The 26,388-nt window shown below is 57.1% G+C and carries 23 protein-coding genes; 13 read left to right on the forward strand and 10 right to left on the reverse strand.

Annotated features, from left to right (window positions below; translation table 11 throughout):
• Positions 1-12: 12 nt before the first annotated feature.
• On the reverse strand, positions 13-1,083 hold the full coding sequence (gene ygjJ / locus QOL81_RS15115) for a protein YgjJ (protein WP_100396274.1): 1,071 nt from the start codon (positions 1,081-1,083) through the stop codon (positions 13-15).
• Positions 1,084-1,419: 336 nt separating this feature from the next.
• Between ygjJ and ebgR the strand changes: the two genes are divergently transcribed.
• The 7 genes from ebgR (at position 1,420) to QOL81_RS15150 (ending at position 9,050) form a co-directional block, all read left to right on the forward strand.
• Complete coding sequence (ebgR, locus tag QOL81_RS15120; protein WP_049202529.1) at positions 1,420-2,400, forward strand: transcriptional regulator EbgR; 981 nt, start codon at positions 1,420-1,422, stop codon at positions 2,398-2,400.
• A 169-nt stretch (positions 2,401-2,569) separates the two neighbouring features.
• Entirely contained in the window at positions 2,570-5,659 is a 3,090-nt protein-coding gene (ebgA, locus tag QOL81_RS15125; protein ID WP_283439908.1) for a beta-galactosidase subunit alpha, read from the forward strand.
• On the forward strand, positions 5,656-6,108 hold the full coding sequence (locus tag QOL81_RS15130; RefSeq protein WP_055312129.1) for a beta-galactosidase subunit beta: 453 nt from the start codon (positions 5,656-5,658) through the stop codon (positions 6,106-6,108). Before ebgA ends, QOL81_RS15130 begins: the two co-directional genes overlap by 4 nt.
• 58 nt (positions 6,109-6,166) lie before the next feature.
• The gene (locus QOL81_RS15135) at positions 6,167-7,669 is read left to right on the forward strand and encodes an amino acid permease (protein ID WP_049202532.1); all 1,503 of its coding nucleotides are present in this window, start codon (positions 6,167-6,169) and stop codon (positions 7,667-7,669) included.
• 101 nt (positions 7,670-7,770) lie between these two features.
• Positions 7,771-8,085 carry an ArsR/SmtB family transcription factor gene (locus QOL81_RS15140; protein WP_084826381.1) on the forward strand — a complete coding sequence of 105 codons (315 nt, stop codon included), beginning with the start codon at positions 7,771-7,773 and terminating at the stop codon, positions 8,083-8,085.
• Positions 8,082-8,411 carry an SRPBCC family protein gene (locus tag QOL81_RS15145; RefSeq protein ID WP_087762347.1) on the forward strand — a complete coding sequence of 110 codons (330 nt, stop codon included), beginning with the start codon at positions 8,082-8,084 and terminating at the stop codon, positions 8,409-8,411. The genes QOL81_RS15140 and QOL81_RS15145 overlap by 4 nt, the downstream gene beginning before the upstream one ends.
• Positions 8,412-8,456: 45 nt before the next feature.
• Entirely contained in the window at positions 8,457-9,050 is a 594-nt protein-coding gene (locus tag QOL81_RS15150; RefSeq protein ID WP_180548442.1) for an ATP-dependent Clp protease proteolytic subunit, read from the forward strand.
• Positions 9,051-9,056: 6 nt separating this feature from the next.
• Here the strand turns inward: QOL81_RS15150 and QOL81_RS15155 are convergent, their stop codons facing one another.
• From QOL81_RS15155 to QOL81_RS15180, 6 genes are read right to left on the reverse strand one after another with little or no spacing between them, the layout of a single operon-like run.
• Positions 9,057-9,923, reverse strand: a complete 867-nt coding sequence (locus tag QOL81_RS15155; protein ID WP_060419394.1) for a hypothetical protein — start codon at positions 9,921-9,923, stop codon at positions 9,057-9,059.
• 44 nt (positions 9,924-9,967) lie between these two features.
• Positions 9,968-10,720, reverse strand: coding sequence for a fimbrial biogenesis chaperone (locus QOL81_RS15160; protein WP_227818413.1), 753 nt, complete (start codon positions 10,718-10,720; stop codon positions 9,968-9,970).
• Entirely contained in the window at positions 10,720-12,060 is a 1,341-nt protein-coding gene (locus QOL81_RS15165; RefSeq protein WP_060419392.1) for a fimbrial protein, read from the reverse strand. The genes QOL81_RS15160 and QOL81_RS15165 overlap by 1 nt, the downstream gene beginning before the upstream one ends.
• A 28-nt stretch (positions 12,061-12,088) precedes the next feature.
• Positions 12,089-14,623, reverse strand: a complete 2,535-nt coding sequence (locus tag QOL81_RS15170) for a fimbria/pilus outer membrane usher protein (protein WP_197757593.1) — start codon at positions 14,621-14,623, stop codon at positions 12,089-12,091.
• Positions 14,624-14,643: 20 nt separating this feature from the next.
• A complete protein-coding gene (locus tag QOL81_RS15175) occupies positions 14,644-15,396 on the reverse strand; it encodes a fimbrial biogenesis chaperone (protein WP_230458157.1) in 753 nt (250 codons plus the stop codon).
• A gap of 59 nt (positions 15,397-15,455) precedes the next feature.
• Positions 15,456-15,989, reverse strand: a complete 534-nt coding sequence (locus tag QOL81_RS15180; protein WP_015377562.1) for a fimbrial protein — start codon at positions 15,987-15,989, stop codon at positions 15,456-15,458.
• Between the two features lie 375 nt (positions 15,990-16,364).
• Between QOL81_RS15180 and QOL81_RS15185 the strand changes: the two genes are divergently transcribed.
• The gene (locus QOL81_RS15185) at positions 16,365-17,045 is read left to right on the forward strand and encodes a helix-turn-helix domain-containing protein (protein ID WP_283439909.1); all 681 of its coding nucleotides are present in this window, start codon (positions 16,365-16,367) and stop codon (positions 17,043-17,045) included.
• A 7-nt stretch (positions 17,046-17,052) separates the two neighbouring features.
• On the opposite strand, the gene QOL81_RS15190 is transcribed toward QOL81_RS15185, so the two are convergent.
• Positions 17,053-17,523 carry a winged helix-turn-helix transcriptional regulator gene (locus tag QOL81_RS15190; protein WP_208523541.1) on the reverse strand — a complete coding sequence of 157 codons (471 nt, stop codon included), beginning with the start codon at positions 17,521-17,523 and terminating at the stop codon, positions 17,053-17,055.
• A 189-nt stretch (positions 17,524-17,712) separates the two neighbouring features.
• Between QOL81_RS15190 and QOL81_RS15195 the strand changes: the two genes are divergently transcribed.
• From QOL81_RS15195 to QOL81_RS15205, 3 genes are all read left to right on the forward strand, one after another.
• The gene (locus tag QOL81_RS15195) at positions 17,713-18,141 is read left to right on the forward strand and encodes a tautomerase family protein (RefSeq protein ID WP_197757594.1); all 429 of its coding nucleotides are present in this window, start codon (positions 17,713-17,715) and stop codon (positions 18,139-18,141) included.
• 1,063 nt (positions 18,142-19,204) lie between these two features.
• A complete protein-coding gene (locus tag QOL81_RS15200; protein WP_197757595.1) occupies positions 19,205-20,875 on the forward strand; it encodes an AAA family ATPase in 1,671 nt (556 codons plus the stop codon).
• Entirely contained in the window at positions 20,872-21,786 is a 915-nt protein-coding gene (locus tag QOL81_RS15205) for an HNH endonuclease (protein ID WP_197757596.1), read from the forward strand. Before QOL81_RS15200 ends, QOL81_RS15205 begins: the two co-directional genes overlap by 4 nt.
• Before the next feature lie 381 nt (positions 21,787-22,167).
• Here QOL81_RS15205 and ychF read toward each other — a convergent pair whose 3' ends face one another.
• Positions 22,168-23,259 carry a redox-regulated ATPase YchF gene (gene ychF / locus QOL81_RS15210; RefSeq protein WP_004941048.1) on the reverse strand — a complete coding sequence of 364 codons (1,092 nt, stop codon included), beginning with the start codon at positions 23,257-23,259 and terminating at the stop codon, positions 22,168-22,170.
• Between the two features lie 334 nt (positions 23,260-23,593).
• On the opposite strand from ychF, the gene QOL81_RS15215 reads away from it, so the two are divergent.
• Complete coding sequence (locus tag QOL81_RS15215) at positions 23,594-25,123, forward strand: SulP family inorganic anion transporter (protein WP_070914791.1); 1,530 nt, start codon at positions 23,594-23,596, stop codon at positions 25,121-25,123.
• Between the two features lie 37 nt (positions 25,124-25,160).
• Here the strand turns inward: QOL81_RS15215 and pth are convergent, their stop codons facing one another.
• Complete coding sequence (gene pth / locus QOL81_RS15220; protein WP_004941053.1) at positions 25,161-25,751, reverse strand: aminoacyl-tRNA hydrolase; 591 nt, start codon at positions 25,749-25,751, stop codon at positions 25,161-25,163.
• A gap of 301 nt (positions 25,752-26,052) precedes the next feature.
• Between pth and ychH the strand changes: the two genes are divergently transcribed.
• Positions 26,053-26,331 carry a stress-induced protein YchH gene (ychH, locus tag QOL81_RS15225; protein ID WP_025160276.1) on the forward strand — a complete coding sequence of 93 codons (279 nt, stop codon included), beginning with the start codon at positions 26,053-26,055 and terminating at the stop codon, positions 26,329-26,331.
• The last annotated feature ends 57 nt before the right edge of the window (positions 26,332-26,388 follow it).

Genomic DNA, 26,388 nt, shown 5'->3' on the forward strand with positions numbered 1-26,388 from the left:
GAGCCTCAACGGTTACCAATAGAAATATTGCATCAGAAACACCGAGTTGCTGGCACCGGTGCTGTCGTTGCGCATGAAGAATTTGCTGTCCAGCGCGGTGGCCAGTTTGCCGCCGGCGTATTCGTACCAGACGCCAAACTGGGCGTATGAGGTGGCGGTGTCCGCCGCGCGATCAAACCGGTGGCGGGCGTAGCTGTAGGCGGTGGAGAGATACAGCCCTTTGGCGGTTTCCGTCATCGCGCTGAGCATCAGGCCCGATTCGCTGCCGGGATGGCCGCCGCTGTCGCCTTTGCCTGTGTGGTGCCAGATGCGGCCGGCCAGGTGCTTACCGCGCAGCCCCAGCAGAAACAGCTGCCCCAGCCCGTCGGTCACTTCCAGGCCGGTCAGCAGCGTCAGATTCTCCTGCAGGTCGTACTGGGTGTAGCCGTTGGCCATCGCCCGGTAGGTATACTTGTCGGAATAGCGGTCGTATTTACCGAAGTGCAGCAGCGCCTTGCTCTCGTCGATGCGGCTTTCCGGGGCCGCCGTCACGCTGTAGCGAAAGCGCCCGGTCAGGTTTTGCAGCTTGGCGGCATAGCTGAGATCGCGGGTGTTGGGGATCACGTAGCCGTACTCCGGCGTGAAGTCGCCCCACCACTGCAAATCGTCGAGCGACGAATCGTTGCGCACGCTGAGCATCATCTCGGTGCCGTCGTCGGTGCGGTAACCGCCGTAAAAGCGGTTCAATCCACCCTCGAAGCCGCCCCAGCTGTGGTCCGGCGTCCAGGCGTGGCCCTGGCTGTCCGCCTGCACGGTCCAGCCTTCGCCGTAAATCAGGCCGAACCAGTGTCCCCGTTTGATCTCCAGGCCACCTTCGATATAGGTGCCGTCGCTGTATTGATGCTGATGTTCGCCGTTCAAATAGACGCTGCCGCCGATGCCGAGCTCGCCGTAAAAACGCAGGGCGGTCGCGGTGCTATCGGGTAGCGGCGGCGGCGGGAGCTGATTGCGCTCCGCCGGGGTCACCGGTTCCTGCGCCGCCCAGGCGGGCGCATTAACGAGCAGCAACAAGGGCAACAGGGCGTGATGGCTTAGTGATTTCATGGGGCATAGCCTGGTGTTGGATGGATCGGAACGTCAGCCGAGCGGCGGCTCACGCGAGGTCGCTCCCGGATCCCTGGGAGAAGAGAAAAAGTCCGCCCTCATGGGGCAGTAAACGGCAGGTATATTAGTAAAATATTTAGTAAAAAATACGCTTAAATCAGTAAATCGTTAACTTGATCACAGCGGGCGAAATGGGTATCTTTCGCTGCAGGCGCCCGGCAACGGCTGGCATGAGCGTGCGCTGGCCCGGTCTGGGAAGGAGAGGAGGCGGGCGGCGCTGTACGCCGTGGCGCTATCCGATTAAGCTACCGTTTTTCGTCTGTGCATTGGGACTCTATGGCCACACTGAAGGAAATTGCTGAAGCCGCTAATGTGTCCGTCGCCACCGTTTCGCGCGTGTTGAATGACGACCCCACCCTGAGCGTGAAGGCGCAAACCCGCCAGAAGATCCTGGAAGCGGCGGAGCGCCTCGAATACAAGGTTGCACCTTCCAAACGGCAAAGCGGGCAACGCCTGCATTTCGCCGCGCTGTTCACCTATACGCAGGGCGTGGAGATCAACGATCCCTATTACCTGGCGATGCGCTACGGCATCGAAACGCAGTGCGAAAAGCTGGGCGTGGCGCTGAGCGCCGGATATGACTTCAACGGCGACAAGGCGCTGCCGGCGGCCGACGGCCTGCTGGTGATCGGCCGGCCACAGCCCGCGCTGTATGAGCAGCTCAGGCAGCAGGAAACGCCGGTCGTATTCATCGACGGCGTGGTGGAGGATGAGCGGTTCGACTGCGTCAATGTCGACCTGTACAAGATCAGCCGCAAGGTGATCGACTACTTCATCGGCCGCGGCTATCAGCGCATCGGCTTTATCGGCGGGCGCGACGATCCGGCCGGCATCGACCAGCGCGAGCAGGCGTTCGTCGAGTATGGCCGGCAGCAAAACGTGGTGCGAGCGCAGGACATTTACCACGGTGATTTCAGCAGCCAGTCGGGCTACCAGTGCGCCAAAGCGATGTTGCAGAGCAAGAATGGCTATCCGCCGGCGCTGCTGGTGGCGACCGATTCGATCGCGATCGGCGTGCTGCGTGCGCTGCACGAACACGGCATTCAGGTGCCGGGGCAGATCGCGCTGATCAGCGTCAACGACATTCCCACCGCCCGCTTTATTTTCCCCGCCTTGTCCACGGTGCGCATCCCTTCGGAAACCATGGGCGCACAGGCCGTCAACCTGCTGGCGGAGCGGCTGCGCGATGAGCGCGCCGTCCCGTTGTCGATCTTCGTTCCCAGCTCGCTGCAGCTGCGCGACACCACCGTCGCCTGACCGGCCCCGCCTCGGCGGGGCGTTGCGTTGGCGCCCAAAATTAACGTCATGATAAAAAAAGGCATTTGAGATTTATTGTGATCCTGTCGTCATTTGGTAAATATCAACTGTAGTTTTTACTAAATATTTACTATCGTTTCCGCATTGCACAGGTGTCGGGAGACGTGACGTGAATAATTGGGAAAACATTGAAAAACAGTCGGAGCACCGGTTGGCACCGCGCGCGAGCTTCTTCAGCTACGCGGACGCCGGGCAGGCGCTGAGCTTCGATCGCAACGCCAGCCGGCGCTTCCAGCTGCTGAGCGGCCGCTGGCGTTTTCGCTTCTTCGAGCACCCGGCGCAGGTGCCGGCGGCGTTTTATCGGGAGCCGATGAACGACTGGGGCGATATGGCGGTGCCGGGCATGTGGCAGCTGGAAGGGCACGGCCATCTGCAGTACACCGACGAGGGCTTCCCGTTCCCGATCGACGTGCCTTACGTGCCGACCAACAACCCCACCGGCGCCTATCAGCGCCCCTTTACGCTCGACGCCGGCTGGCAAGATCAGCAGGTGCTGATCAAATTCGACGGCGTGGAAACCTACTTCGAGGTGTACGTTAACGGCGACTATGTCGGCTTCAGCAAGGGCAGCCGGCTGTGCGCCGAGTTCGACATCAGCCCCTATGTGCGGCAGGGCGAGAACCTGCTGTCGGTGCGGGTGATGCAGTGGGCCGATTCCACCTACATCGAAGATCAGGACATGTGGTGGATGGCCGGCATCTTCCGCGATGTCTATCTGATCGGCCAGAGCGCCACTCACCTTCACGACCTGACGCTGGTCACCACCTTTGATGAGCGCTATTGCGACGCGCAGTTGGCGATCGATGCCGAGCTGCGCCATCTCGGTGTGCAGGCCGCCGAGGGCTGCCGCCTGCAGGCGCAGCTGTTCGACGGCGATCGCTGCGTGGCGGAGCAGTGGCGCGACGATCTGCGCATCGAGCAGGCGCTGAGCTGCCGTTTCGAACTGCCGGTCAGCCGACCGCAGCAGTGGAATGCGGAAAATCCCTATCTGTATCAGCTGTTGCTCAGCCTGTATGACGGCGCCGGCAACCTGCTGGGCGTGGTGCCGCAGCGGGTGGGTTTCCGCGAGATCGCGGTGCGCGACGGGCTGATGTACGTCAACGGGCGCTACCTCAAGCTGCACGGCGTCAACCGCCACGATCACGATCACCGCAAAGGACGCGCCGTCGATATGGCGCGGGTGGAGCGTGACATCGTGCTGATGAAGCAGCACAACATCAACTCGGTGCGCACCGCCCATTACCCCAACGATCCGCGCTTTTACGAGCTGTGCGATCTCTATGGCCTGTTCGTGATGGCGGAGACCGATTTGGAAAGCCACGGCTTCGCCAACGTCGGCGATCTGAGCCGCATCACCGACGATCCTCGCTGGGAACAGGCCTACGTCGAGCGCATCGAGCGCCACGTGGCGGCGCAGAAAAACCACCCGTCGATCATCATCTGGTCGCTGGGCAACGAGTCCGGCTACGGCTGCAACATTCGCGCCATGGCCCGGCGCTGCAAAGCGCTCGATCCGAGCCGTCTGATCCACTATGAAGAAGATCGCGACGCCGAAGTGACCGACGTGATCAGCACCATGTATTCCCGCGTGGCGATGATGAACGCCTTCGGCGAATACCCGCACCCCAAACCGCGCATCCTGTGCGAGTACGCCCACGCGATGGGCAATGGCCCCGGCGGGCTGTTCGAATACCAGTCGGTGTTCAACCGTCACGCCAGTTTGCAGGGGCACTACATCTGGGAGTGGTGCGATCACGGGCTGCTGAGCCACGACGCGCAGGGGCGCGAGCGCTACCAGTACGGCGGCGATTACGGCGACTACCCGAACAACTACAACTTCTGCATGGACGGCCTGATCTATCCGGACCAGCGCCCCGGCCCCGGCCTGCGTGAATACCAGCAGGTGCTGTGCCCGGTGGAGGTGACGGCGGAAGAGGGGGCGGGTGACGTGCTGCGGGTGAAAAACCGCTATTGGTTCAGCTCGCTGGCGGATATCACGCTGAAGGTCAGCGTCAAGACCGACGGCCGCCAGGTGGCAAGTTACGAATTCAAGCTGCCGCATCTGCAGCCGGGTGAGAGCGAAGACATGCATCTGCCGGTGTTGGCGCTGGGGCAGGGGGAAACGCTGATCGACGTGGCGGTGCATAAGGACAGCGCCACCCGCTACAGCGAGAGCGGCCAGCGGCTGGGGCATTATCAGCATCTGCGCCAGGCGGCGACGCGGCGACCGGCTCCACCGTTGGCCGATGCGCCGGCGCTGCAATGCCGCGAGGAGAATCATCAGCTGCTCGTCAGCGGCGGCCGGTTCCAGCTGGCGTTCTCGCTGCTGAGCGGCGAACTGCTGTCGTGGCGGGTAGACGATGAAGAAATGGTGGGGCGCGCGCCGCGCATCACCTTCTTCAAACCGGTGATCGATAACCATAAACAGGAATATGAGGGGATTTGGCTGCCGCAACATTTCCCCATCATGCAGCAGCACTTCCGCCGCCTCAGCCGGCAATGGCAGGGCGAAGATCTGCTGCTCGAGGTGCACAGCCTGATTGCGCCGCCGGTGTTCGACTTCGGCATGCGCTGCACCTACCGCTGGCGCATCTCCCCGCAGGGCTACGTCAGCCTGGATCTGTCCGGTGAGCCTTATGGCGATTTCCGGCAGATTATCCCGAAAATCGGTCTCGATTTCGGCATCAGTCGCCGCTTCGTGCAGGTGGAATACTACGGCCGCGGGCCGGGCGAGAACTACCGCGACAGCTGCCGAGCCAACCTCATCGGCCACTACCGGCAGCGCGCCGAGGCGCTGTTCGAACACTATCCGTTCCCGCAGGACAACGGCAACCGGCAGGACGTGCGCTGGCTGAGCCTGCAGGACGCGGCGGGCAAGGGGATCTTCATCCAACCGCGGCGGCCGATCAACTTCAGCCTGTGGCCTTACAGCGTCGAGATGCTGCACCAGGCCCAACACATCAACGAGCTGGAACCGAGCGACTGCCTGACGCTGAACCTGGACGACCAGATCCTCGGCCTCGGCTCCAACTCCTGGGGCTCCGAAGTGCTGGATACCCACCGGGTCTATCTGGCGCCGTTCAGCTACGGCTTCACACTGGTGCCGTTCGACGGGCGGCAAACGCAGGGTGCCGCGCTCGCCGGTTATGACTTCGCGCCCGCTCATCATCACCCGCAGTCTGCGGAGGAAAACGTATGATCATTCTCGAATCCCTGGCGGAGTTCCAGCGCATTTATCACAGCGGCAAGAAGTGGCTGCGCTGCATGGAAGCGATCGCCAATGTCGAGCGCATCAGCCCAAACGTGTGCCATTCGATCGGCGACTCGCTGACGTATCGGCTGAGCGTCGGCGCCGGCCGCCAGCACGGCTGGCTGGAGGGCAACCGCCGTTACTTCGACGTGCACTATTACCTCGACGGGGAAGAGACCGTCGAGGTTGCCGACAAACGGGCGCTGACGACGGTGGCGCCCTATCAGGACGAAACCGACCGCGAGTTTTTCAGCGGCGAAGGCGAGAGGCGCCGGGTCGGCAAAGGCAACGTGGTGATCTTCGAAAACCACCAGGCTCACCGCTTCGCAGAAAGCGGCAAGGTAAAAAAAGTCATTTTAAAAGTGACGGTGGAAGACAGCTATTTCGTCAATAAATAGCGCGCTCGCCGATCGATAACAACAAACCGAAGTCCCCTACACCATTCGGAGAATCTCTATGGCTGCGTCGAACAGAAACACCATCGGCAAGTTTGGTCTGCTGTCGATGACGTTTGCGGCAGTGTTCAGTTTCAACAACGTGATTAACAACAATATTCAGCTCGGCATCGCCTCGTCGCCGGTGTTCCTGGTGGCGACGATCATTTACTTCATTCCCTTTTGCCTGATCATCGCCGAATTCGTCTCGCTCAACCGCAACTCCGAGGCCGGCGTTTATGCCTGGGTGAAAAGCGCGCTCGGCGGGCGCTGGGCGTTTATCACCGCCTACACCTATTGGTTCGTAAACCTGTTCTTTTTTACCGCGCTGCTGCCGCGCGTCATTGCCTACGCTTCTTACGCGTTCCTGGGCTATGACTATGTGTTTACCCCGCTGACCACGGCGATCATCAGCATCTTCCTGTTCGCCTTCTCGACCTACATCTCCAACAGCGGCGCAAAACTGCTGGGGCCGATGACCTCCGTCACTTCGTCGCTGATGCTGCTGCTGACGTTTTCCTACATCGTTCTGGCGGGCGCAGCGGTGCTGGGCGGCATCGAGCCGGCCGACCCGATCAACGTGCAGGCGATGACCCCGAACTTCAACTGGGCGTTCCTCGGCATTACCGCCTGGATCTTCCAGGCGGCGGGCGGGGCGGAGTCCGTGGCAGTGTACGTGAACGATGTGAAAGGCGGCAGCCGCGCCTTTGTGAAGGTGATCATCGTTTCCGGGCTGTTCATCGGCGTGCTGTATTCGGTGTCTTCGCTGCTGATTAACGTATTCGTGCACCGCACCGATCTGCACTTTACCGGCGGCACGGTTCAGGTGTTCGAAGGCCTGTCGGCGCACTTCGGCCTGCCGACGGTGCTGATGAACCGCTTTGTCGGCATCGTTTCCTTCACCGCCATGTTCGGCTCGCTGCTGATGTGGACGGCGGCGCCGGTGAAGATTTTCTTCACTGAGATCCCGAAGGGCATTTTCGGCGAGAAAACCATTCGGCTGAACCGGCACGGCGTGCCGACGCGCGCGGCCTGGATCCAGTTCTTCATCGTCATCCCGCTGATGCTGATCCCGACGTTGGGTTCCAGCAGCGTGCAGGATTTGATGAACACGCTGATCAACATGACCGCCGCCGCCTCGATGTTGCCGCCGCTGTTCATCATGCTGGCCTACCTGAATCTGCGGCTGAAGTACGACCGGGTGGCGCGCGATTTCAAAATGGGCTCGCGCCTGCAGGGCATCGCCATCGTCAGCGTGCTGATCGCCATCTTCACCGTCGGTTTCTTCGCTTCGACGTTCCCGACCGGCGCCAGCATCATGACCATCGTGTTCTATAACGTCGGCGGGTTGGTGGTGTTCCTGGGATACGCCTGGTGGAAGTACAACCGCTACTCGAAGACCCTGAACGCCGAGGCGCGCTACCACGAAGACATGCCGCTGGCGCGCCTCGCGCTGGAAGCGCAGGAAGGGGCACCGGCCGGGCAACCCGCGCTGACCACGCCCGCTTGCAATAAGCCGCTGTAATCTCTCCTCTATCGGCTCCGCGCTCCGGCGCGGAGTCTCGCTTGTGTAAAAAATCCACGTCTGCGTTTGCATAATACATAAGTGAACACTAATGTGTTTATATGAACGAAAATGACATCTTCAAAGCGTTGGCCGATCCGACCCGCCGCACCATCTTCGACAAACTCGCCGCCGGCAGCATGAACGCCAGCGCGCTGCGCGAAGGGCTGCCCATCAGCCAGTCGGCAATGTCGCAACACCTGGCGGTGCTGCGCAATGCCGGGCTGGTGCGCGAGGCGAAGCAGGGGCGCTGCGTCAATTATCAGGTCGACCCGGACGGGCTGGCGCAGATCGCCCAGTGGCTGACGAAGTATCGCGCCTGGTGGCCGGCGCGCATCGACGCGCTGCAAACCTTACTGAAGGACATGGATCAATGAACAAACGGGCTGAGCAACCGCCGCGCGATCGGCTGGTGTTGGAATATTCGCTCGATGCGCCGCCGGAAAAAGTGTGGCGGGCGCTCAGCATTCCCGAGCTGCGCGAGCAGTGGCTGCCGACGGGGGATCTGGCGCAGGCCGAACCGCTGGCCACCACGCCGGGCGAGGCGGTGAGCTACCGCCTGCGCGACGACCAACCGCCGTTCCGCGAAAGCGTGGTGACGCTGCAGATTGTGCCGGATGCCGGCGGCGGCAGCCTGCTGCGGATTATTCACCAGCTTGACGCCGCCAACGACGGCCCGACGACGGTGATGCGCGCCGCCTGACGCGTTAAACACACTTCCCTTTGTTGCCAACCCAGGAGTTCACCGATGCGTGAGAAGATGATGCTCGTCCCGATGGTGGTGGAACAGACCAGCCGGGGAGAACGCTCCTTTGATATTTATTCGCGCCTGCTGCGCGATCGGATCGTGTTCCTCAACGGTGAAGTCAACGACGACGTGGCTGAAATGCTGTGCGCCCAGCTGCTGTTTCTGGAGGCGGAAAACCCGGAAAAACCGATCCATCTGTACATCAACTCGCCGGGTGGGGCGATCACCAGCGGGCTGGCGATTTACGACACCATGCAGTACCTGCGCGCGCCGGTGCATACCCTGTGCATGGGCACCGCGCGTTCGATGGGTTCGTTCCTGCTGATGGCCGGCGAGCCGGGGCACCGCATGGCGCTGCCCAACGCCAGCCTGCACGTGCACCAGCCGCTGGGCGGCTTTCAGGGGCAGGCCTCCGACATCTTGATCCACGCCGAAGAGATGAAGCGCACCAAAGACCGGGTGATCCGGCTGTACGCCCAACATTGCGGCCTGAGTGAGGAAGCGGTAGAGCAGGCGTTGGATCGCGATCGCTTCATGACCGCCGACGAAGCGGCGGCCTGGGGGCTGATCGATAAGGTGCTGCGGGAGCGGTAAAACGGCTCAGCGAGGCTCGGCGGCCTGCGGCGTGTGCCAAACCCGTTCAAGCCCGAATTCGACCATCGCGAAATAGAGGCTGAAATAGCGCTCTGCCATGATAAAGAACGAGCTGTTGAGTTCGATCACTACGTTATTGGTGGTGGTCAGCAGGCCCGATTTTTCCGCCGCCTGCAGGATGCGGTTTACGTGCGCGCGTGAGACGGAGCACGACTTGGCGATTTTCGCCGAGGAGAGCAGCAGAAAGGGGGAGTCCTGCCGGATGCTTTCGATATGCAGCATCAGCAGCACCATGTGGCCGGCGTCCTTGCTGATAAACAGTCCGGATTGCGGCACCAGATCGATCAGGTAGATCTCCTTGAGCATCAGCTGCCCGTAAGCGGCGAAAAAGGTGGGCAGAAAGTCGGGCGCCGCCAGCAGCGCCGCGATGGGCATCTGTGGCGCCAGCGCCTGATAGGGCCGCGCCATGGAGGCGATCAGCGCCTGGGTTTCCGCCAGCGCGTGCGGCGTAGGCTTATAGCGCAACTGGCGTTTGTCATGTTCGCAGGGTTTGACCTCCAGCCGGCGGCCGACCCGCAAAAAGAACAGAAAGGAGTCCAGGGAGTTCTCGCTGATCATGTTCTTTCCTTTAAAAAAGGCTTTGATGTCTTTCAGCCCGGCGGCGGGCTGGTGGTAGTAAATGGACAGGATGGTGGAACAAATGATGAACCGGCTGTTCCTGAAGATGATTTTGTAAAACAGCGGATGCTTCTTGTAGGTCTCTTTCAACAACTCCCCGTGTTTGACGATGGCGGCGTGAAATCCCGGTGACTGCCTGATGTTGTTGGCCTGTTTCTCCAGGTGAAACTGTAGCTGGAATCTGCTTAGACTCATTTTTCCCTATTTCCTGTACTTAAAAAATGTGCTGCTTTTTATCGTTATGGGTTTGCTGTGTATGACTTGACGATCTGTTGGCCCTGGTCGTTGATGAGGGTGGCCTGAACGGTGATCTGTGAAGGGAGTGTCGGCGCCGCAACGCCGTCGAGGTGATAATCCCGCATGCTGAACGGCGCGGTCATCATGTCGCTTTCTTGCCGCACCGGGTAATCACGTTTTCCTATGTGTACGCTTATGCGGGCGAAGGAGAGATAAAACGCCGACCGGTTGTGGCAGCGCAGCAGATAGCCGCCCGGCGATTTTTGCAGCGAGAACGAGACGGCCTCGGCCGCGTTTTCGGCGTTTCCCTTTAGCGCTTTGGGGCGGTAGAAGATTTTCATCTGCGTGTTCATCGCCAGCGTCACGCGCGACGCCAGCGGCGGCGTGGTCGGCTGGCTGGGCGGGATCTCATACAGGTTAAGCCAGAACACCGACTCCCTGTCGGTGGGCAGGGCCGCGCCGGCAAACAGGATCCGCAGCCCTTTCAGCGCCGAAGGCGGCAGGGCGAATACGCTGGGCAGGGTGACAAACGGCGCGCGCGACAGTTCGGGGGCGGCATTGACGTCGCCGTTATCGACCCAGGTTTGCGCCACGATCGGATAGCCGTTGGTGTTGAGCAACATCAGGGTTTTTTCCGTGTCACCCTCGCGGAAAATCACCCGGGTGGCGGAGGCGATGATGCCCGCCTGCGCGCCCATGGCCGCCAGCGCCAGCAGCAGGGCGCATCCCATTGTCAGATATTTCTTTCTCATCATTATTGCACCTTAACCCAGACGTAGGCCCTGGCGTCCACTTTGCCGGCGGTGACGGTTTGCCCGGGCAGCCGGGCAAGCGTGGCGGTGAGCTGGGTGGTGTAGTGGGTAAACCCCGCCGCGGTGCTGCCGCCGCCGCTGGCGCCGTTGAGCACCGGGTACCAGCCGGCGTCGTTGCCCTGCGGGCATTGCCCGGCGCTGCAACGCGCCCAGCCGACGAAGTTCATCGGCGCGCCGTTGCCGGCGTTGGCGAGTGCGATGCCCACGCCGGTGGCGACGCTGCTGTCGGTGCCGTAGCCGCTGGAGAGCAGGTAGCTCACGCCGCCGTTGGCGCTGACCAGCCCGAGCTGCTGCGCCGCGACATAGCTTTCATACGGTACCTGCAGGCCGAGGGCGGTATTGTTGCTGCTGACGCCGGACACGGCGGCGTTGTCGCATTCGATATTGATGGTGAACTGCGCCTGAGAGGTTTGCCCGGCGGTCAGCTGGCTGACGGAAATGGTCGGCAGGATCACCAGCGGCGTGACGTTGCGCGCCACGCAGGTGGCGGTATAGGTCAAGGAGGAGATGGGTGCGGTGCCCATGCCCATCGCGTTCCAGCGCCCGGTGCCCCAGGTGGCGTAGTTGGTGGCGGAGTCGCTGCCGATAGGATCCGAGGCGATGCCGGGCCCCTGAAAGGTGACATAGCCGTTCGGCTGCGTGCAGGTATAGTTCGAATTGCCAGTGGTCGAGGCCATGCCCACCAGCGGGTTGCCGGCGCTGTAGCCGCAGTAGTTGCTGGCACCCGCGCCCGGCAGCGAGCTGATGCGGATCAAATCGGCACGGATGGCGCTGAAGTCTTTCACCCGGATCTGAATTTTGCTGCCGACGGTGGCGTAGCGGGTAATCGGCGCCGACTGCCAGTAGCGGGTAAAAACCTTGCCGGAATCCAGATGGGTCAGGCGGATGCCGACGTAGGGGAAGTAGGTGGCGTAGTAGTTGGGATTGCCGTCCTGGGCGCCCAGATCGTAATAGCCGCCGACGCGATCGTCGCCGTTGGTGGCGAAGACTTCATAGATCTGCCCCGCGTCGCCGGCGTCGCATTCATACAACACCTTGTTGGGATCGGGATAGCGTGTGCCGGAGGTGAAGTCGAACACGCTGGTGCCGAGCGGCGTGCCGACGGGCTGCAGGTAAGTGCTGGTCAAATTGACCCGGCCCAGCGCCGTGCCCACCCCGCAGGGATCGCAACCGGAATCGATCCAGGGGGCGACCCGGGTGCATTGCGCCAGCGCGGCGGGCGCGCCGAACAGCGACAGGGCGAGCAGCGCCAGGGCGGCGATCGGGTAAAAAATGCGTTTCATCGTCTCTCCTGAAAATAAGTTTAACGGGCTAGCGGCACGGGGCGCTGAGCCGTTGAATCGGGCCGTCTTCCCCGGCGGGCAGGCGATAATGCAGCGTGCACTGCTGGCCGGGGGCGTCGCCCCAGTTCAGCGTCAGCGCACCGGCATTCCGGTCGCTGCGCAGATACACCTGATTGGCCTGGCCGACCATGCCCACGCTGTTGCCTGCCGCGTCAAGGACGTTGGCGCCCATCGGGATCGGTGCGTTATCGGGCCGCTGCGCGGTGATCAGCAGCGCCTGGCCGCGCACGGTGTTGAAGTGCAGGCGCACCGTGGCACCGGCATAAGGAGCCACGCGCCGCTGGCCGTCTTCCAGTTCCGCTTTGTCGTTCATGCCCTCGGGATTCAGCGCGACGGTGTTGTAGTGATAGGGCACCAGCGACGGTGCCAGGGCGTAGCCGAAGCGATCGACGCGCGCACCCTGGCCGTCCATCACCCGTGCGCCGCTGGCGCCGGGCGCCTCGATCAGGGCGAAGGTATCGCCGACATACGGCCCTAATGTCACGCCGCCGCGGTGCGCCACCACCGCCCCCTGCAGCGACAGGGAGCCTTGTCGGTACTGGCGCGCGGTGGAGAACGAGCCGGTGACGTTGGCGTAAGGCAGACGGGTTTGCAGGTTGCCGCCCCAGATGCTTTGTTGGCGATCGTCATCGGTGGTGAAGTTCAGGCCGTAGCTGACCGGCTGTTCGTCGCCGACGCTGCCCGATAGCGCAGCCTGATAGTTGCCGCCCTGGCCTTGGCTGTGGTTGGCCAACAGCGAGACGCTGGGGGCGGATGACGAACGGCCGAGCGGGAAGCTCAGCGACAGGGCGGTGACGGTCTGCGCGTTCTGCGCCAGCGGCGCGCTGTAGACGTTATCCAGCGGCCCGTAGCCGCGGTAGTCGCCGTTGCTGTAGCCCAGGCTGCGGGTGCGGGTGACGGAGAGGTTAAGCGCCACGCCGTTGCCGAAGGTTTTTCCCCAGCCCAGCTGGAGCTGATTGTCGCGGCCGCGCTGATCGCGGTAGTCCTGAGTCGAGCCGGACATCGTCAGGCTGCCGAACGTCCCCATCCCCTGATTGACGGCGACCTCGAAGCGCGAACGCTGGCGGTAGGAGTCGGACTGCCAGTTTTGGCCGGTAGTGGCGGCGCGCCGTACGCCGAGCACGTCGCTGAGATCGCGAAAGCCTTCGGTGGAGTAGCGGTAGCCGGCGATGGATAAGGTGGTGTCCGTCGGGCTGAAGGTTCGGCTGTAAGAGAGGTGCAGCATCCAGCCGGAGGCGCCGCCGTCCGGCAGGCTGGCGTGGGAATAGGTGGTGTCCATGCCGAAGGCGCCCAGCCAGCTGCTGTACACGCCGCCCAGCATCATCGCCTGATAACCGTCCGCCAGCTGGTTGCCGAGGTTGAAGGTCAGGGCGTTGGTCAGGCCGTGCTGCCAGGTCACTTCGCTGAACAGATCGTTGTCGCCGACGTAGCGGGAACGGCCGACGATCGCGGAGTAGCGCGACTGACCGGGGCGGATGGATTCCGGCACCGCGGCGAACGGCACGGTGAAGGTACTGACGCTGCCGTCGGCTTCCGTCACCACCACGGTGAGATCGCCGGCGTAGTTGGTGGCGTACAGATCGTTGATGGCGAACGGCCCCGGCGCGACGGTGGTTTCATACAGCGTGCTTTTGCCCTGCAGCACCGTCACGCGCGCGTTGCTTTTCGCCACGCCGCGTACCACCGGCGCATAGCCGCGCTGCGAATCCGGCAGCATGCGGTCGTCCGAACTGAGCTGAATACCGCGAAATCCCAGGCCGGAGAAGAAGTGCCCGTCGGTAAAGCCTTCGCCCAACAGCATTTCGCTGCGCCAGGGCAAAATTGCGCGCTGGACGTAGCGGCGGCTGGTGTCCAGGTGGCCGCCGAACTCCCGATCGTAGCGGTAGCTGGACTGCTGGCGGTAGCGCCATAGCCCGAGGTTGAACCCGCCGTTCAGGTTGGCGTAGGTCGAGTCGAGATCGCGGGTTTGCCCCTGTCGATAACTGACGTGGTACTGGTTGAGGTTGTAATTGACGAAGGCCATCGATTCGCCGCTGTCCAGGCTGGCGGGATTGACGCTGCCGCGCGGCTGGCCGTTCAACAGCGCCTGCGGAATGCTCAGATCCAGCCGCAGCCGCGAAATGTCCGCGTTCACCGCGATGTCCTTGAGATCCCGACCGGGCAGCAGGCATTCTGCTTCGGCGGCCGCCGGCGGATTTTTCAGCCCGAAGCGCGCCAGCTGCGGCCGATCGAAACAGGGCAGCACCTGCTGGCCTGCGCGCACGAAGCGAATTTGGTCGCGCTCGAGAAACTGGCCGTTGAGGTACAGATCGAGCTGATAGCTGCCGGGAGCAACGGCGTCCTGTTGGTTGAACTGGCTCAGCGCGCTGTTGCTCAGCACGCTGCCGCGCAGCAGCGCGGGATCGAAGGTATAGCCGTCGGCGGCGGCGCAGCCCAGCGGCAGCGCCAGCAGCGCGCAACACCAGCGCGCAGGCAGCGGCGTCGCCTTGCGGACATCGAACATGAAAACCTCCCTGTCTGGTTTCAGCGCGCGACGTCCAGGGTGCGTGAGATTTCCACCCCATAGTCATTGATGACGCGCAGTGCGACCTGCCGCACCTCCCCGTTCACCGGCCAACTGGCCTGCGAAAACGGCGGGATCAGATCCGCCTGCGGGATGGTGATGCGCTTCGCGCCGCTCAGGATCGCGGCCTGGCTGACGTTGGCGTAGTAGCCGGTCGGGTTGTCGACGCGCAGCGCGTTACCGGCCTGGCGCAGGCTGAGCCGATCGATGACGTGGTTGGCGTCGCCGGCCAGCCCGGTGGGGCGATAGAACACCTTCAGCCGATTGGTGACCACCAGCAGCAGTTTGTTCTTGTCGCTGTCCGTCTGGCGCACGGCGGGCACCTGCAGGAAGTTGAGGTAGAACAGCGATTCGCGATCGCGCGGCAGCGGCTGGCCGACGAACGACAGCCGCACCATCTGCCCGCTGTGCGGATTCATGCGGAAGATTTGCGGCGAGGCGACAAAGGGCGCATCGGCGTTTTCCGGCGTGGATTTGGGGTTATTGATGTCGAGCCAGATCTGCATCAGCGCCGGGGTGCCGTCGTCGTTGGTGAACTGCAGCGTTTTTTCCCGCGCCTCGGCGGGGTAGATCACGCGGTTGCCGAGCAGCGTCACGCTGGCCGACGCGTGGGTAGCGGCAAAACTCATCAGGCAAAGCGACAGGGCGGCCCATCGGCGGGCGGAGCGGGTTATCTGCGGCATAAACGTGAACCGATAAAGGGAGCGAGTCATTCAGCGCCGCCCGGCGAAGGGCGGCGCTGGCATCAACAGGTATGGCGCCTGACGCCGGCTTATTTGTAGCTAATGGCGAACTGTGCGGTGGCGATCACCGAACCGGCCGCCACGCCGGTGTCTTCCGCGTAGTAGCGGGCCACCAGGTTCTGCGAGGTGGAGGTGGCGTCTTTGGCCAGCGTCATCGCCGACGTGGTGACGGTCGAACCGCTGGCGAACGACAGCGGCGTGGTGGCGTCGCTGTCCAGCAGTTGAATGGACACTTTGGCCGCATCGCCCGCGTTGCCCAGGTTGCCGTTGGTGGTTGGGTTGTTGCCCGCCAGCACGGTTTTGATCGCCGTATCGCTGGTTGCGGCCGCACAGCCGGTCACGTTGACGGTGAAGGTGGTGTCGCCGGCGGTGGCGCCTTTGGTGGCGAGTTTGCTGGCGGCGACGGTCGGCAGCAGAACGACCGGGTTGGATTGGTTGCCGTTAATATTCACCGAGCAGGTTTGCGTGCTGACTTCGCCTTTAAATTGCACCGTATTGGACGAAGCGGCCGCACAGGCGCCGGAGAGAGCCAGCATGGATAATGCGACTAATTTAACATTCATGTGAAATGCCCTTTAATTTACTTTAGAGAAAAGCTTTCCTGACAGTAATAAATTACTGACGTGCGGTTGTGGGTTAATCATGTTGCGCAATTGTTTTTTAAACTCGTCGGCAAACATGGATTTTCATCCTAACAAACTAAGAATTTTCCCTATAGGTGTTTTGAATAAGGCAATAAGACGAGAAGGCCTGCTGTTACATTTTTTTTCATTTGTGCTTATATCATACAAAATAGAAAATAGATCTATATCATTACGTTGCGATTTTATTGGATCGCCAGTTTTTGTGATTGAAATAATTTGAAACATTCATGCCTTTTTTGCGTATTAATCAACGTGCTGACGGTTGCGTGATTATTTGAAAAACATGTTATCAAGATGTTTTATATCGGTGTGCTTTGCAGGCGAATTACCCCAAAAAAGAGCAGCGACAAGCCGCCTGAGGTGTGGAAGCATGCGTCCATGCTGATAAGGAGAATTAAAGTGAGAGTGATTTATATCGATGGTTCATCGCTGTGCCGGCTGGGCATGAAAACATTATTGGGCGGTGGGGTGATAACCTTATCCTCACCCAATATGAACATCATTAAAAATATAAGCCCGGCGCCTGATTTAATTATTATGGAGTTTCCCCAGGAGATTTACCGGTTCGAGGCGTATTTAAAATTCATTAAATATTCACGCAGTGAATATAAAGACGTCCGGTTACTGTTCTTCATCGATAAGACTTCACCGCTGATCCTGGCGTTTATCGCTGCGGCGCAGCCGGATGCGATTTTGCACAAACGGGAAGCGCTGCAGGTGGTGCGAGAGACCTGCGCAACGCTGGCCCGCCAGGAGACGAGCGAACGGCACGTGGTGAACCGGCAGCGGGGGGCGGCAATCACGCCTGGCGAGGCGGCAGTGCTGTGTGAAACCGCCCGCACCGAAGATATCCGCCTGACCGCTCGGCGGCTTAACCTGCACCCGAAAACCGTTTATTCGCACCTCAATAACGCCGGCAAAAAGTTCGGCATCCGCAATCGGGTCGAACTGCTGAAGATGATTGCGCTGTTGTAGCGCACCGTTAGCGGGTTTTGCCGACGGCCAGCCGCCATCGCGTTATCTCGTCGGCGCCGGGCCCGGCGGCCAGCGCCAGGTTTTGCGGCGGCAGCGATTCGCCGGTCACGGCATCGACCACGCGCAGGGTGGCGGGGTGGCCGGTCGCACGGTCGACCACGCGCAGCGGCGGCCCGGCCAGCTCGGACAGGTTCCACTTGTCGCCAATCTGGATCATCGCCATCACCAGCAGCCCGAGATCTTTTCCCTTCTCCGTCGGAAGATACTCGTAGCGATCGGGGCGCGTCTGGTATTGCCGCTTTTCGATAAGGCCGCTGCCTTCCAGCGCCTTGAGCCGATCGGCCAACGTGTTGTTGGTGATGCCGGTCGATTGGCGCAGATCGTCATAGCGCGAGAGCCCCAGCAACAGATCGCGCATGAGAATCGCGCCCCAGCGATCGCCCAATGCCGACAGCACGTGGGCCACCGAGCACGTCATACCTTCAAACCCTTTTGCTTTCACGTTGCCTTGCCTCCGTTTGCCGCCCTAATGCGGATAATTTTATCGCCTCGGCTTGATCACTTCAATGATTGGAGTTATTACTCTTATTATTGGAGTTTTGTTTGACACAGGCTGCCGGCCAGAACGATTGTCGATACCCCGCAGCTTTACCGAGGAGATAACGCGATGCCACTGTGGCAGATTTACCACCCTGAACCGGCCTTCAGCGCCGCCGATAAACGCGCGATTGCGCAGAAGGTCACTGCCCTGTACCAGGACTTTTTGCCGCGCTTCTACGTCAACGTGTTCTTCCACGCGCTGCCGCCCGGTACGGCGTATCTCGGCGGCGAACCGGCCGATGATTTTGTGCGGGTGACCATCGACCATATCGCGCGCGCCATGGACAACGACGCGGAGCAGCAGCAATTCCTGGCGGCCTGCACCCGCATCCTGCAACCCTACATCGTCGCACGCGGGCTGCGCTGGGAGCTGCACGTGGACGAAACGCCGTTCTCACTGTGGACTATCGAAGGTTTGAAACCCCCGTTGCCGGGGACGGCAGCGGGGGAGAAATGGCGCAGCGAGAATCGGCCTTCGGTGTGGGAGGGAAGTTGATGGGTTCGATTGGCAAGCAGAGCAAAATCAGCCCCGGGGCGTGGAGGGGAGTAGGCGCGTGGGCCGTAACGTCTTGCCATTGGCATGAGCACCTTTAAAAAATGCAGACCACCCGGTCTGCATTCCAAATGTCACTCTCTGGGTATTGACCGTGCTCGCTGCCTTGTCAGGCAGGCGTTGCAGCGGCAGCCAAACGCTATTCGCCACCGCGAACCGTCATCAGCGCTTAGCCTTTTCGCTTAAAGACCTTTTGCCGCAGCCAGTATTTGATCTGGCCCTAATACTCTTTGCCCAGCAGGACGATGGTAATGATAAACAAGGTTTCACCGACCACGACAAGCGTAGAGACAACGACAATCTTTGTAGGGGATATCGAGGAACGGAATGACAGAAATGTTAAACCAAGACTAAAGAAATAGCATCAGCATTGAAAGCTAATTTTTCGCCTTTTTTGTATTTTTACTGCGATAGTTAACGGCTGGATCTTGTAATTTTACCATTTTCAAATTTTCGCAGTATATCTAAGGTGGTTAATGCCTGTATGTTGAAATTTATGGGGGCCTTATATGTGATTTTATCCACTATTCTGTTAAAACTAATTTCTTTTAATTAATACGATATTTTCTTAATTAGGAATTCATTCGCGGTTAATATTGGGTTGATTACAAAGTTATGATTCGTATCTTAAATTAATTCCAATTCTCGATATGAATTTAAAAAACGCCATTTAATAACAGGAGGTTTTTTCTTGCGAAAAAATTCAATAGCTTCTGTTGATGCTTAACGTTGTGCGACAGGATGTCGAGATTAGAATTGGATGTGCATCATATATATATTCAGTTTTATGATGCACGAAATCATAGAAGGCTTAAATAGCAGTGGTTTTGATAGGCATTTTAAATTATACGTATAATAAAATATGCTGCTCGTGGTTTTTATTTTTTTAGTATGTTTTTATGATTGAAAAATAAAAAAAGAAAATGGTACTATTTAATTATTGACTATGTGTTTTGTGTCTTTATAATAGTAAGGCTTAATGGCTTCTAACTGAATTGGGGGTGGAATGGAATTCTATTTTAGCACAAGGAAAGATATTGCTGATAAGCCAGGAATATATTTAATGCAGGACAACATTGATAAAGGATGGGGGAATCCTTGGAATGACTTTGGTCATGTAATGCTTTTTACAGTATATTATAAAAACGATAAAAGTGAGGTTTATCGGCTTGGTAATATTAGAGTGTTATCTAAAGATTTTTTAGATACTGCAAGCCATTTTAAAGAAAATGGCATTGCATTGGATGATAAAACAATTGATATTACGAGTGTTTTAAATATAGGTGATGTGGTTTCGCTACCTGAAAAAAATGATTTTTATCAAGCTGTCAATAAGGTTTTTTCAACGAAGAATGAGATAAGATTATATTTGCGTGGAATTTGTGATGCCAGTTATCTTAAGCAAATGAAGAGTACTCATGAGACTTGGGAAGGTTATACAGGTGCACTTTTTCGTGATAGCTCGAGTAAAGATGCTATTCTCATGCAAGGTGCTTCAATTGCATTAGGTCATTATAAAATAAAGAATGATTTGTCAATATCTATTGACTCTCTCTCTGAGGGTTTTGAGTCATTTGAATTTTCATTCTTCAATTCAGAACGTGACTCTCATTCAAGTGATAATGTGAACCTGTTAATTGGAAAAAATGGAATTGGTAAAACACACATACTTAAACACTTAGCTGATATGCTAACTGGAATCAAGGATACAATTAATAGGCCGTATATAAATAAAATTGTTGTTGTCGCTTACTCTCCTTTTGAAGACTTTAAACTCAAGGATGACATTGTTGAGGAGTTAAAGGAAAAATATAAAGATAACTTTAAAGATATTACTGATTCAGAACAACTACTCGATGTAAACGACTATGCATATATAGGTTTTAAAAATAAAAATGGAGTGTTTGATAAAAATGCGCCTGAGCAATATGGAGTTAAAGCTTTAAAGAGTATTCTGATCCAAGATGGGAATGATTGGTGGAGAGAAGTAAAAAAATTTAACACGCTAAAAAATACACTATCTTCAGCAATTTGTTTTGATAAGCTTGGAGTTTATAAGGTCAATGGGGATTTTGTTGAGGTTTCAAATGAAAAAATTGATTTAATTAATATTGCGGAAAATGAACTTGACCTGACAAAAGGTATTTCCTTCATTTTCAATGACGAAAAAGTTAATTTGAGCTCTGGTCAAGTTATTTTCTCATGCATGATTCCTTCAATTATTTCAGAAATCACAGATGAAAGTTTGCTTATAATAGATGAACCAGAGCTATATTTACACCCGACTCTGGAAGTGGCTTTGATTTCGATGCTAAAGAGAATTCTAAAGGTGTATTCGTCATACGCAATTATTGCGACACATTCTGCTGTAATGGCTAGAGAGATCAAGAGGGGATGTGTTAAAGTTTTAAAAAACAAAGGTAGTAAAACATTAATTAACCCACCTTCAATCGAAACATATGGTGAGTCCCTTGACCAAATAATAGGAGAGGTTTTTGATGATTACAGAACAGTTAAGCCTTTTCAGGTAGAAATAGATAATATTCTTGAGAGCTCGAATGATAAAGCGTCTGTTATAAAAGAATTGTCAGATAAAATAGGTGATGAGGCATTAATTTACCTGACATCAAAGATGCAGGGGGGAGATGACGAATTAATTATGGAGCCATTGCAATGAAGCATTTGCCAAATATGAAAGCCGCTCAGACTGATAATTGGATTGAATATGCATTAAATTCTAGGCGAAAAGATTCAGAAAAATTTGAAGAGCAGAGGATTGATCTGGAAAATAAATATGCAGACTATGATCAAATAATTTTGGAATTCAAAAATGTTCCATCTCCTAGTACATACACAGCAGGCAGTGAAGATAGTTCAAAAGACAAGTCTCTGTGGTCAGCGAAGAAAATGGTTATCGACTATTACAACTATTCACCAAAAAAATTGGATGCTTTCATTAAAGCGCGGCGCACTGAGCATTCTTTAACTGCATGTCCATATTGTGGAAATCCCGTAACACCGACAACACTTGATCATTTTATCCCAAAAGATGAATGGGCAGAATATTCAATATACCCTGATAATTTAGTCCCTCAGTGTGTAGATTGTGCGCCAATCAAAGGAGACTTTTACTACTCTTCTAATATGCTTATGTGTAAATATCTTCACCCTTTTTATTATGATTTACTTTCAAGGATTGGATTTAATATAACTACAACTGTAAATTCAGCGGGTGTTTTTAATTTTAATATAGCCTGTAAATATGATTCATCTCTAACTGAAGAAGATCTAGGACGAGTTCGGCTGCATCTGCAATCATTAAATGTTGTTAGTCGGATAAAGGTTTTTTGCAAGAGGAAGGTTAAGAACATTGTTGAAGAACAAAAAGCTAGACGTAACGATGTACGGGTTTTTTTAAATGCTAGATTAGCCAGATATAGTCATCCGTTAAATTTATATAATAACTGGAGTGATGCTTTGTTTATTTCTCTGCTTGATGTAAATATAGTGGATTATTTGAATTCGCTATGCCCAGAACAACACCCTTTAGTACAAAATAATACAGAGATAAGAGAAATGGAGTTATAATGAATTTAACTAGAGTTATGCTCATATCAAAAGTTCATATCCAATCCCATGCTTTTTCTAGGTCTATAATTCTTTGGAAATTAGCTAAGTTTATGATATAAGAGGTACGAAAAGGTCATTCGATCCCTCATATCTAGATGGTATTTTATTAGCCTCAGTTTTTTATGTTCACCTATATGTATCAATAAGATCCGAAATATTTGATGCCTCGTTTATCTTGTGGGATCTAGCTCGTTGCGACTGAACTGGCTCCACACAGGTAGACGATCCTATGGTTTGGACTGAGACTCAATGAAAAAAATCCACGCAACTGCATGGATTTTATAGAATTTTATGATGCCAATGAGATTTAGTGAAACCTCATGGAACGACAAATTTTATTTAGACGTTGAACAAGAAGTTCATCACGTCGCCGTCTTTGACGATGTAGTCTTTACCTTCTGAGCGCATTTTGCCGGCTTCTTTGGCGCCTTGTTCACCCTTGTAGGTGATGAAGTCGTCGAAGGCGATGGTTTGCGCGCGGATAAAGCCTTTCTCGAAGTCGGTGTGGATCTTGCCGGCTGCCTGCGGGGCGGTGGCGCCGACCGGGATGGTCCAGGCGCGTACTTCTTTCACGCCGGCGGTGAAGTAGGTCTGCAGGTTCAGCAGCTCATAACCGGCGCGGATCACGCGGTTCAGGCCCGGCTCTTCCAGGCCCAGCTCGGCCATGAACTCGTCGCGCTCTTCGTCTTCCAGCTCGGCGATGTCGGATTCCACGGCGGCGCACACGGCAACTACCACGGAGCCTTCGGCGTCGGCGATTTTACGCACGGTGTCCAGGTACGGGTTGTTCTCGAAGCCGTCTTCGTTGACGTTGGCGATGTACATGGTCGGCTTCAGGGTCAGGAAGCTCAGGTATTTGATCGCCGCTTTGTCTTCTGCGGTCAGATCCAGCGCGCGCAGCATGCCGGCGTTTTCCAGGTGCGGCAGGCATTTCTCCAGCGCCGCCAGCTCGGCCTTGGCGTCTTTGTCGCCGCCTTTGGCTTTCTTCTGCACGCGGTGGATGGCGCGCTCGCAGGTGTCCAGGTCAGACAGTGCCAGCTCGGTGTTGATCACGTCGATGTCTTCGGCCGGATCGACCTTGTTGTTGACGTGGATGATGTTGTCGTTCTCGAAGCAGCGCACCACGTGGCCGATGGCTTCGGTTTCGCGGATGTTGGTCAGGAACTGGTTGCCCAGGCCTTCACCCTTGGAGGCGCCTTTCACCAGGCCGGCGATGTCGACGAATTCCATGGTGGTTGGCAGAATGCGCTGCGGCTTGACGATCTCGGCCAGCTTATCCAGACGCGGATCGGGCATCGGCACCACACCGGTGTTCGGTTCAATGGTGCAGAACGGGAAGTTGGCTGCTTCAATGCCCGCTTTGGTCAACGCGTTGAACAGGGTGGATTTGCCTACGTTAGGCAGGCCGACGATACCGCATTTGAATCCCATGTTGTAATCACCTTAAATATCTTAACTATCAGCCGGTTAGGTTTAATCGACTGCATAAATGGCAAAATAATGCCGCCATTATACACGTAATGGGCGTTTATCTCGATCAGACTTGTTTGGCCGGGGCGAGCCCAGCGCCCGCGGCCGGTTTTTGATTGAGATTTGGATCACATTTACCCATACTGGCCGTTCCGATTAACCGACAGGAAACGCGCCGGATGTATTTCTTGCCTACGCCACCCTGAGCTGTGCCCGCCTGCAGTCTGCCGCCCCTTGCGGCTCCTCATACCCGCTACGCGGGGAGATGATGTCATCTGTCATAAGTGAATAATGCATGTTTAACCTGAGTAACGTCAGGATCGCGGACGTTAAAAATGAAGTCCTGGCGGGCTTTGTGGTGGCGGTTTCGATGATCCCCGAGGCGGTCGGCTTTTCGCTGGTCGCCGGTCTTTCGCCGATCGTCGGTTTGCATACCGCGTTTATCATCGGCCTGGTCACGGCGCTGTTTGGCGGCAAGCCGGGCATGGTTTCCGGCGCCGCCGGCTCCATTGTGGTGGTGCTGATGAGCCTGGCGGCGCAGTACGGCATGGGCTACGTGCTGTGGGCCACGCTGTTTGCCGGGGCGATTCAAATCCTGATTGGCGCCTTCCGGTTGGGCAAGTTCATTCGTCTGGTGCCGCTGCCGGCGATCCACGGCTTCGTCAACGGTTTGGCGATCGTCATCATGCTGGCGCAGCTGAAGATGATCGCCGGGCAGGGGCCGCTGATGTACGGCCTGGTGGCGCTGGCGATTGCGGTGGTGGTGCTGTTCCCGCGCCTGACCAAGGCCATTCCGTCTTCGCTGGCGGCGCTGCTGGTGGTTTCGGCGTTGGCGATCGGCCTCAATCTGCACACGCTGCGGGTGGGCGATCTGGCGGACATTTCCGGCGCGCTGCCGCACTTCAGCCTGCCGACGGCGCCGTTCACTCTGGAGATGGTGCGGGTGGTGTTGCCCTATGCGGTGGTGATCGCCCTGGTCGGTTTGATTGAATCGCTGCTGACCATGACGGTGCTGGATGAAATGGGCGGCAAGAAGGGGAACGGCAACCGCGAAAGCATCGCGCAGGGCGCCGGTAACGCGGTGTGCGGCCTGTTCGGCTGCTTCGCCGGCTGCGCGATGATCGGCCAGTCGATCATCAACTTTACCTCGGGCGGGCGCGGGCGCCTCTCCGGCACGGTGGGCGCCATCCTGCTGATTCTGTTCGTGGTCAGCCTGTCGCGCTATATCGGCCTGCTGCCGGTGGCAGCGCTGGCTGGGGTGATGCTGGTAGTGTGTTACAACACCTTCGAGTGGAGCTCGCTGCGCCGTTTGCGCCGCATGCCGAAGGCGGACGCGCTGGTGATGATCGCCGTCACGCTGATCACCATTTTTACCGATCTGGCAGTGGCGGTGATCAGCGGGGTGATTATCTCGGCGCTGGTGTTCGCCTGGCAGCAGGCGCGCATCCGCGTGCGCCAGCGGCAGGTGACGGGCGACGTGGCGGTGTATCAGCTCGATGGCCCGCTGTTCTTCGGCTCCGCTGCCGCTTTCGCCGAGTTGTTCGATCCGCAGAGCGATGCGCAGAACGTGGTGCTGGATTTTGCCGGCACCCGGGTGATGGATTCCAGCGGCGTAGAGGCGATCGATAAGCTGACGGCACGTTACCTGGCGGCGGGGAAAAGCATTCGGCTGCGCCACCTGAGCGGTGACTGCGTGCGCTTGCTCAAGCGCGCCGGGCCGTTCTGCAGCCATGAGCTGGACGATCCGCAGTATTACGTGGCGGAAGAGGGCTTCACCGCCGATGACCGCCGCGTGAGCGAGGAGACCTTCAACCCGCGCGGCTAGAAGCCGGCAGCGGGCAGGGCGCCCGCTGCGGCAAGGTTCAGGCCTGCGCCTTGAAGCTGTGCAGGCGCTGAACGGTTTTTTCCAGCCCGTCCTTCATCAGCATCTCGGTGCAGCGCAGCGACTCGTCGATCGCTTCGTCAATCATCTTCTGCTCGCTGGCCGGCGGTTTGCCGAGCACGAAGCCCACCACTTTGTTCTTGTCGCCCGGATGGCCGATACCGATGCGCAGGCGGTAGAAGTTCGGGTTGTTGCCGAACTTGTTCTGGATGTCCTTCAGGCCGTTGTGGCCACCGTTGCCGCCGCCGAGCTTGATTTTTGCCACGCCGGGCGGCAGATCCAGCTCGTCGTGCGCCACCAAAATCTCGTTCGGCTCGATGCGGTAGAAGTTGGCCATCGCCAGCACCGCTTTGCCGCTCAGGTTCATGAAGGTGGTCGGCACCAGCAGGCGCACGTCGTTGCCCGCCAGGTTCAAGCGGGCGGTGTAGCCGAAGAACTTGCTTTCTTCTTTCAACTGCTGATTGTGGCGCTGGGCCAGCAGATCGACGTACCAGGCGCCGGCGTTGTGGCGCGTCTGGGCATATTCCGCGCCCGGGTTGGCCAGGCCGACTATCAATTTAATACTGCTCACTGGGAGATTCGCTATGATCAGGGTAATAGAAAGGGCCTTAGTCTACCTGCCGGGGCAGCGAATGACAAAATCCGATCTCCGCCGTCACCGTAGGTAAGAAAGACGAATGATTCATTAGCTGAATAATTCAATTTGTCCGCTAATTTTCAGCGGCGTGTTAAGAAGTGTCAATAATTCTTTACCATTTGTGATCGCCTCCGCAATCCCCTTGCCGCCACAAGGACTATACTTAACTTATCAAAGTGGGTTAACAAGTTGCAGCGTTACCCCGGTTGGCACATGGCAATCATGGAGGTGGCATATGAAACGTAGAAACGCGGACAGAATGGGCAACTTTTTTATGGGGCTGGGCCTGGTCGTGATGATCGGCGGCGTCGGATACTCCATTATTGCTGAAGTATCTCAGTTCGATTTACCGCAATTTTTCGCCCACGGCGCCATCATGAGTATCTTCGTCGGCGCGCTGTTGTGGCTGGTGGGCGCGCGTATCGGCGGCCGCGAGCAAGTGGCGGATCGCTACTGGTGGGTAAAACACTTTGATAAACGGTGCCGTAACGACCAACATCGTTCGTCGCATTGATTAAAAAATCAGAAGGGAAGCGAGAGCAGGGCAAGGGAATATCTGCCGTGCATTAAG

The organism is Serratia sp. CC22-02 (assembly GCF_900182895.1).
In the GTDB taxonomy this organism is placed as follows: Bacteria; Pseudomonadota; Gammaproteobacteria; order Enterobacterales; family Enterobacteriaceae; genus Serratia; species Serratia nevei.

Bases quoted from the DNA above. Each gene is read 5' to 3' on its own strand.
- QOL81_RS15135 (WP_049202532.1), top strand. From the start codon at position 6,167: ATGGCTGCGTCGAACAGAAACACCATCGGCAAGTTTGGTCTGCTGTCG.
- ebgR (WP_049202529.1), top strand. From the start codon at position 1,420: ATGGCCACACTGAAGGAAATTGCTGAAGCCGCTAATGTGTCCGTCGCC.
- ychF (WP_004941048.1), bottom strand. From the start codon at position 23,259: ATGGGATTCAAATGCGGTATCGTCGGCCTGCCTAACGTAGGCAAATCC.
- QOL81_RS15205 (WP_197757596.1), top strand. From the start codon at position 20,872: ATGAAGCATTTGCCAAATATGAAAGCCGCTCAGACTGATAATTGGATT.
- ygjJ (WP_100396274.1), bottom strand. From the start codon at position 1,083: ATGAAATCACTAAGCCATCACGCCCTGTTGCCCTTGTTGCTGCTCGTT.
- QOL81_RS15145 (WP_087762347.1), top strand. From the start codon at position 8,082: ATGAACAAACGGGCTGAGCAACCGCCGCGCGATCGGCTGGTGTTGGAA.
- QOL81_RS15175 (WP_230458157.1), bottom strand. From the start codon at position 15,396: ATGACTCGCTCCCTTTATCGGTTCACGTTTATGCCGCAGATAACCCGC.
- QOL81_RS15200 (WP_197757595.1), top strand. From the start codon at position 19,205: ATGGAATTCTATTTTAGCACAAGGAAAGATATTGCTGATAAGCCAGGA.
- QOL81_RS15130 (WP_055312129.1), top strand. From the start codon at position 5,656: ATGATCATTCTCGAATCCCTGGCGGAGTTCCAGCGCATTTATCACAGC.
- QOL81_RS15215 (WP_070914791.1), top strand. From the start codon at position 23,594: ATGTTTAACCTGAGTAACGTCAGGATCGCGGACGTTAAAAATGAAGTC.
- QOL81_RS15180 (WP_015377562.1), bottom strand. From the start codon at position 15,989: ATGAATGTTAAATTAGTCGCATTATCCATGCTGGCTCTCTCCGGCGCC.
- QOL81_RS15190 (WP_208523541.1), bottom strand. From the start codon at position 17,523: ATGACGTGCTCGGTGGCCCACGTGCTGTCGGCATTGGGCGATCGCTGG.
- QOL81_RS15185 (WP_283439909.1), top strand. From the start codon at position 16,365: ATGTTTTATATCGGTGTGCTTTGCAGGCGAATTACCCCAAAAAAGAGC.
- QOL81_RS15155 (WP_060419394.1), bottom strand. From the start codon at position 9,923: ATGAGTCTAAGCAGATTCCAGCTACAGTTTCACCTGGAGAAACAGGCC.
- QOL81_RS15140 (WP_084826381.1), top strand. From the start codon at position 7,771: ATGAACGAAAATGACATCTTCAAAGCGTTGGCCGATCCGACCCGCCGC.
- QOL81_RS15160 (WP_227818413.1), bottom strand. From the start codon at position 10,720: ATGATGAGAAAGAAATATCTGACAATGGGATGCGCCCTGCTGCTGGCG.
- ychH (WP_025160276.1), top strand. From the start codon at position 26,053: ATGAAACGTAGAAACGCGGACAGAATGGGCAACTTTTTTATGGGGCTG.
- QOL81_RS15150 (WP_180548442.1), top strand. From the start codon at position 8,457: ATGCGTGAGAAGATGATGCTCGTCCCGATGGTGGTGGAACAGACCAGC.
- QOL81_RS15170 (WP_197757593.1), bottom strand. From the start codon at position 14,623: ATGTTCGATGTCCGCAAGGCGACGCCGCTGCCTGCGCGCTGGTGTTGC.
- QOL81_RS15165 (WP_060419392.1), bottom strand. From the start codon at position 12,060: ATGAAACGCATTTTTTACCCGATCGCCGCCCTGGCGCTGCTCGCCCTG.
- QOL81_RS15195 (WP_197757594.1), top strand. From the start codon at position 17,713: ATGCCACTGTGGCAGATTTACCACCCTGAACCGGCCTTCAGCGCCGCC.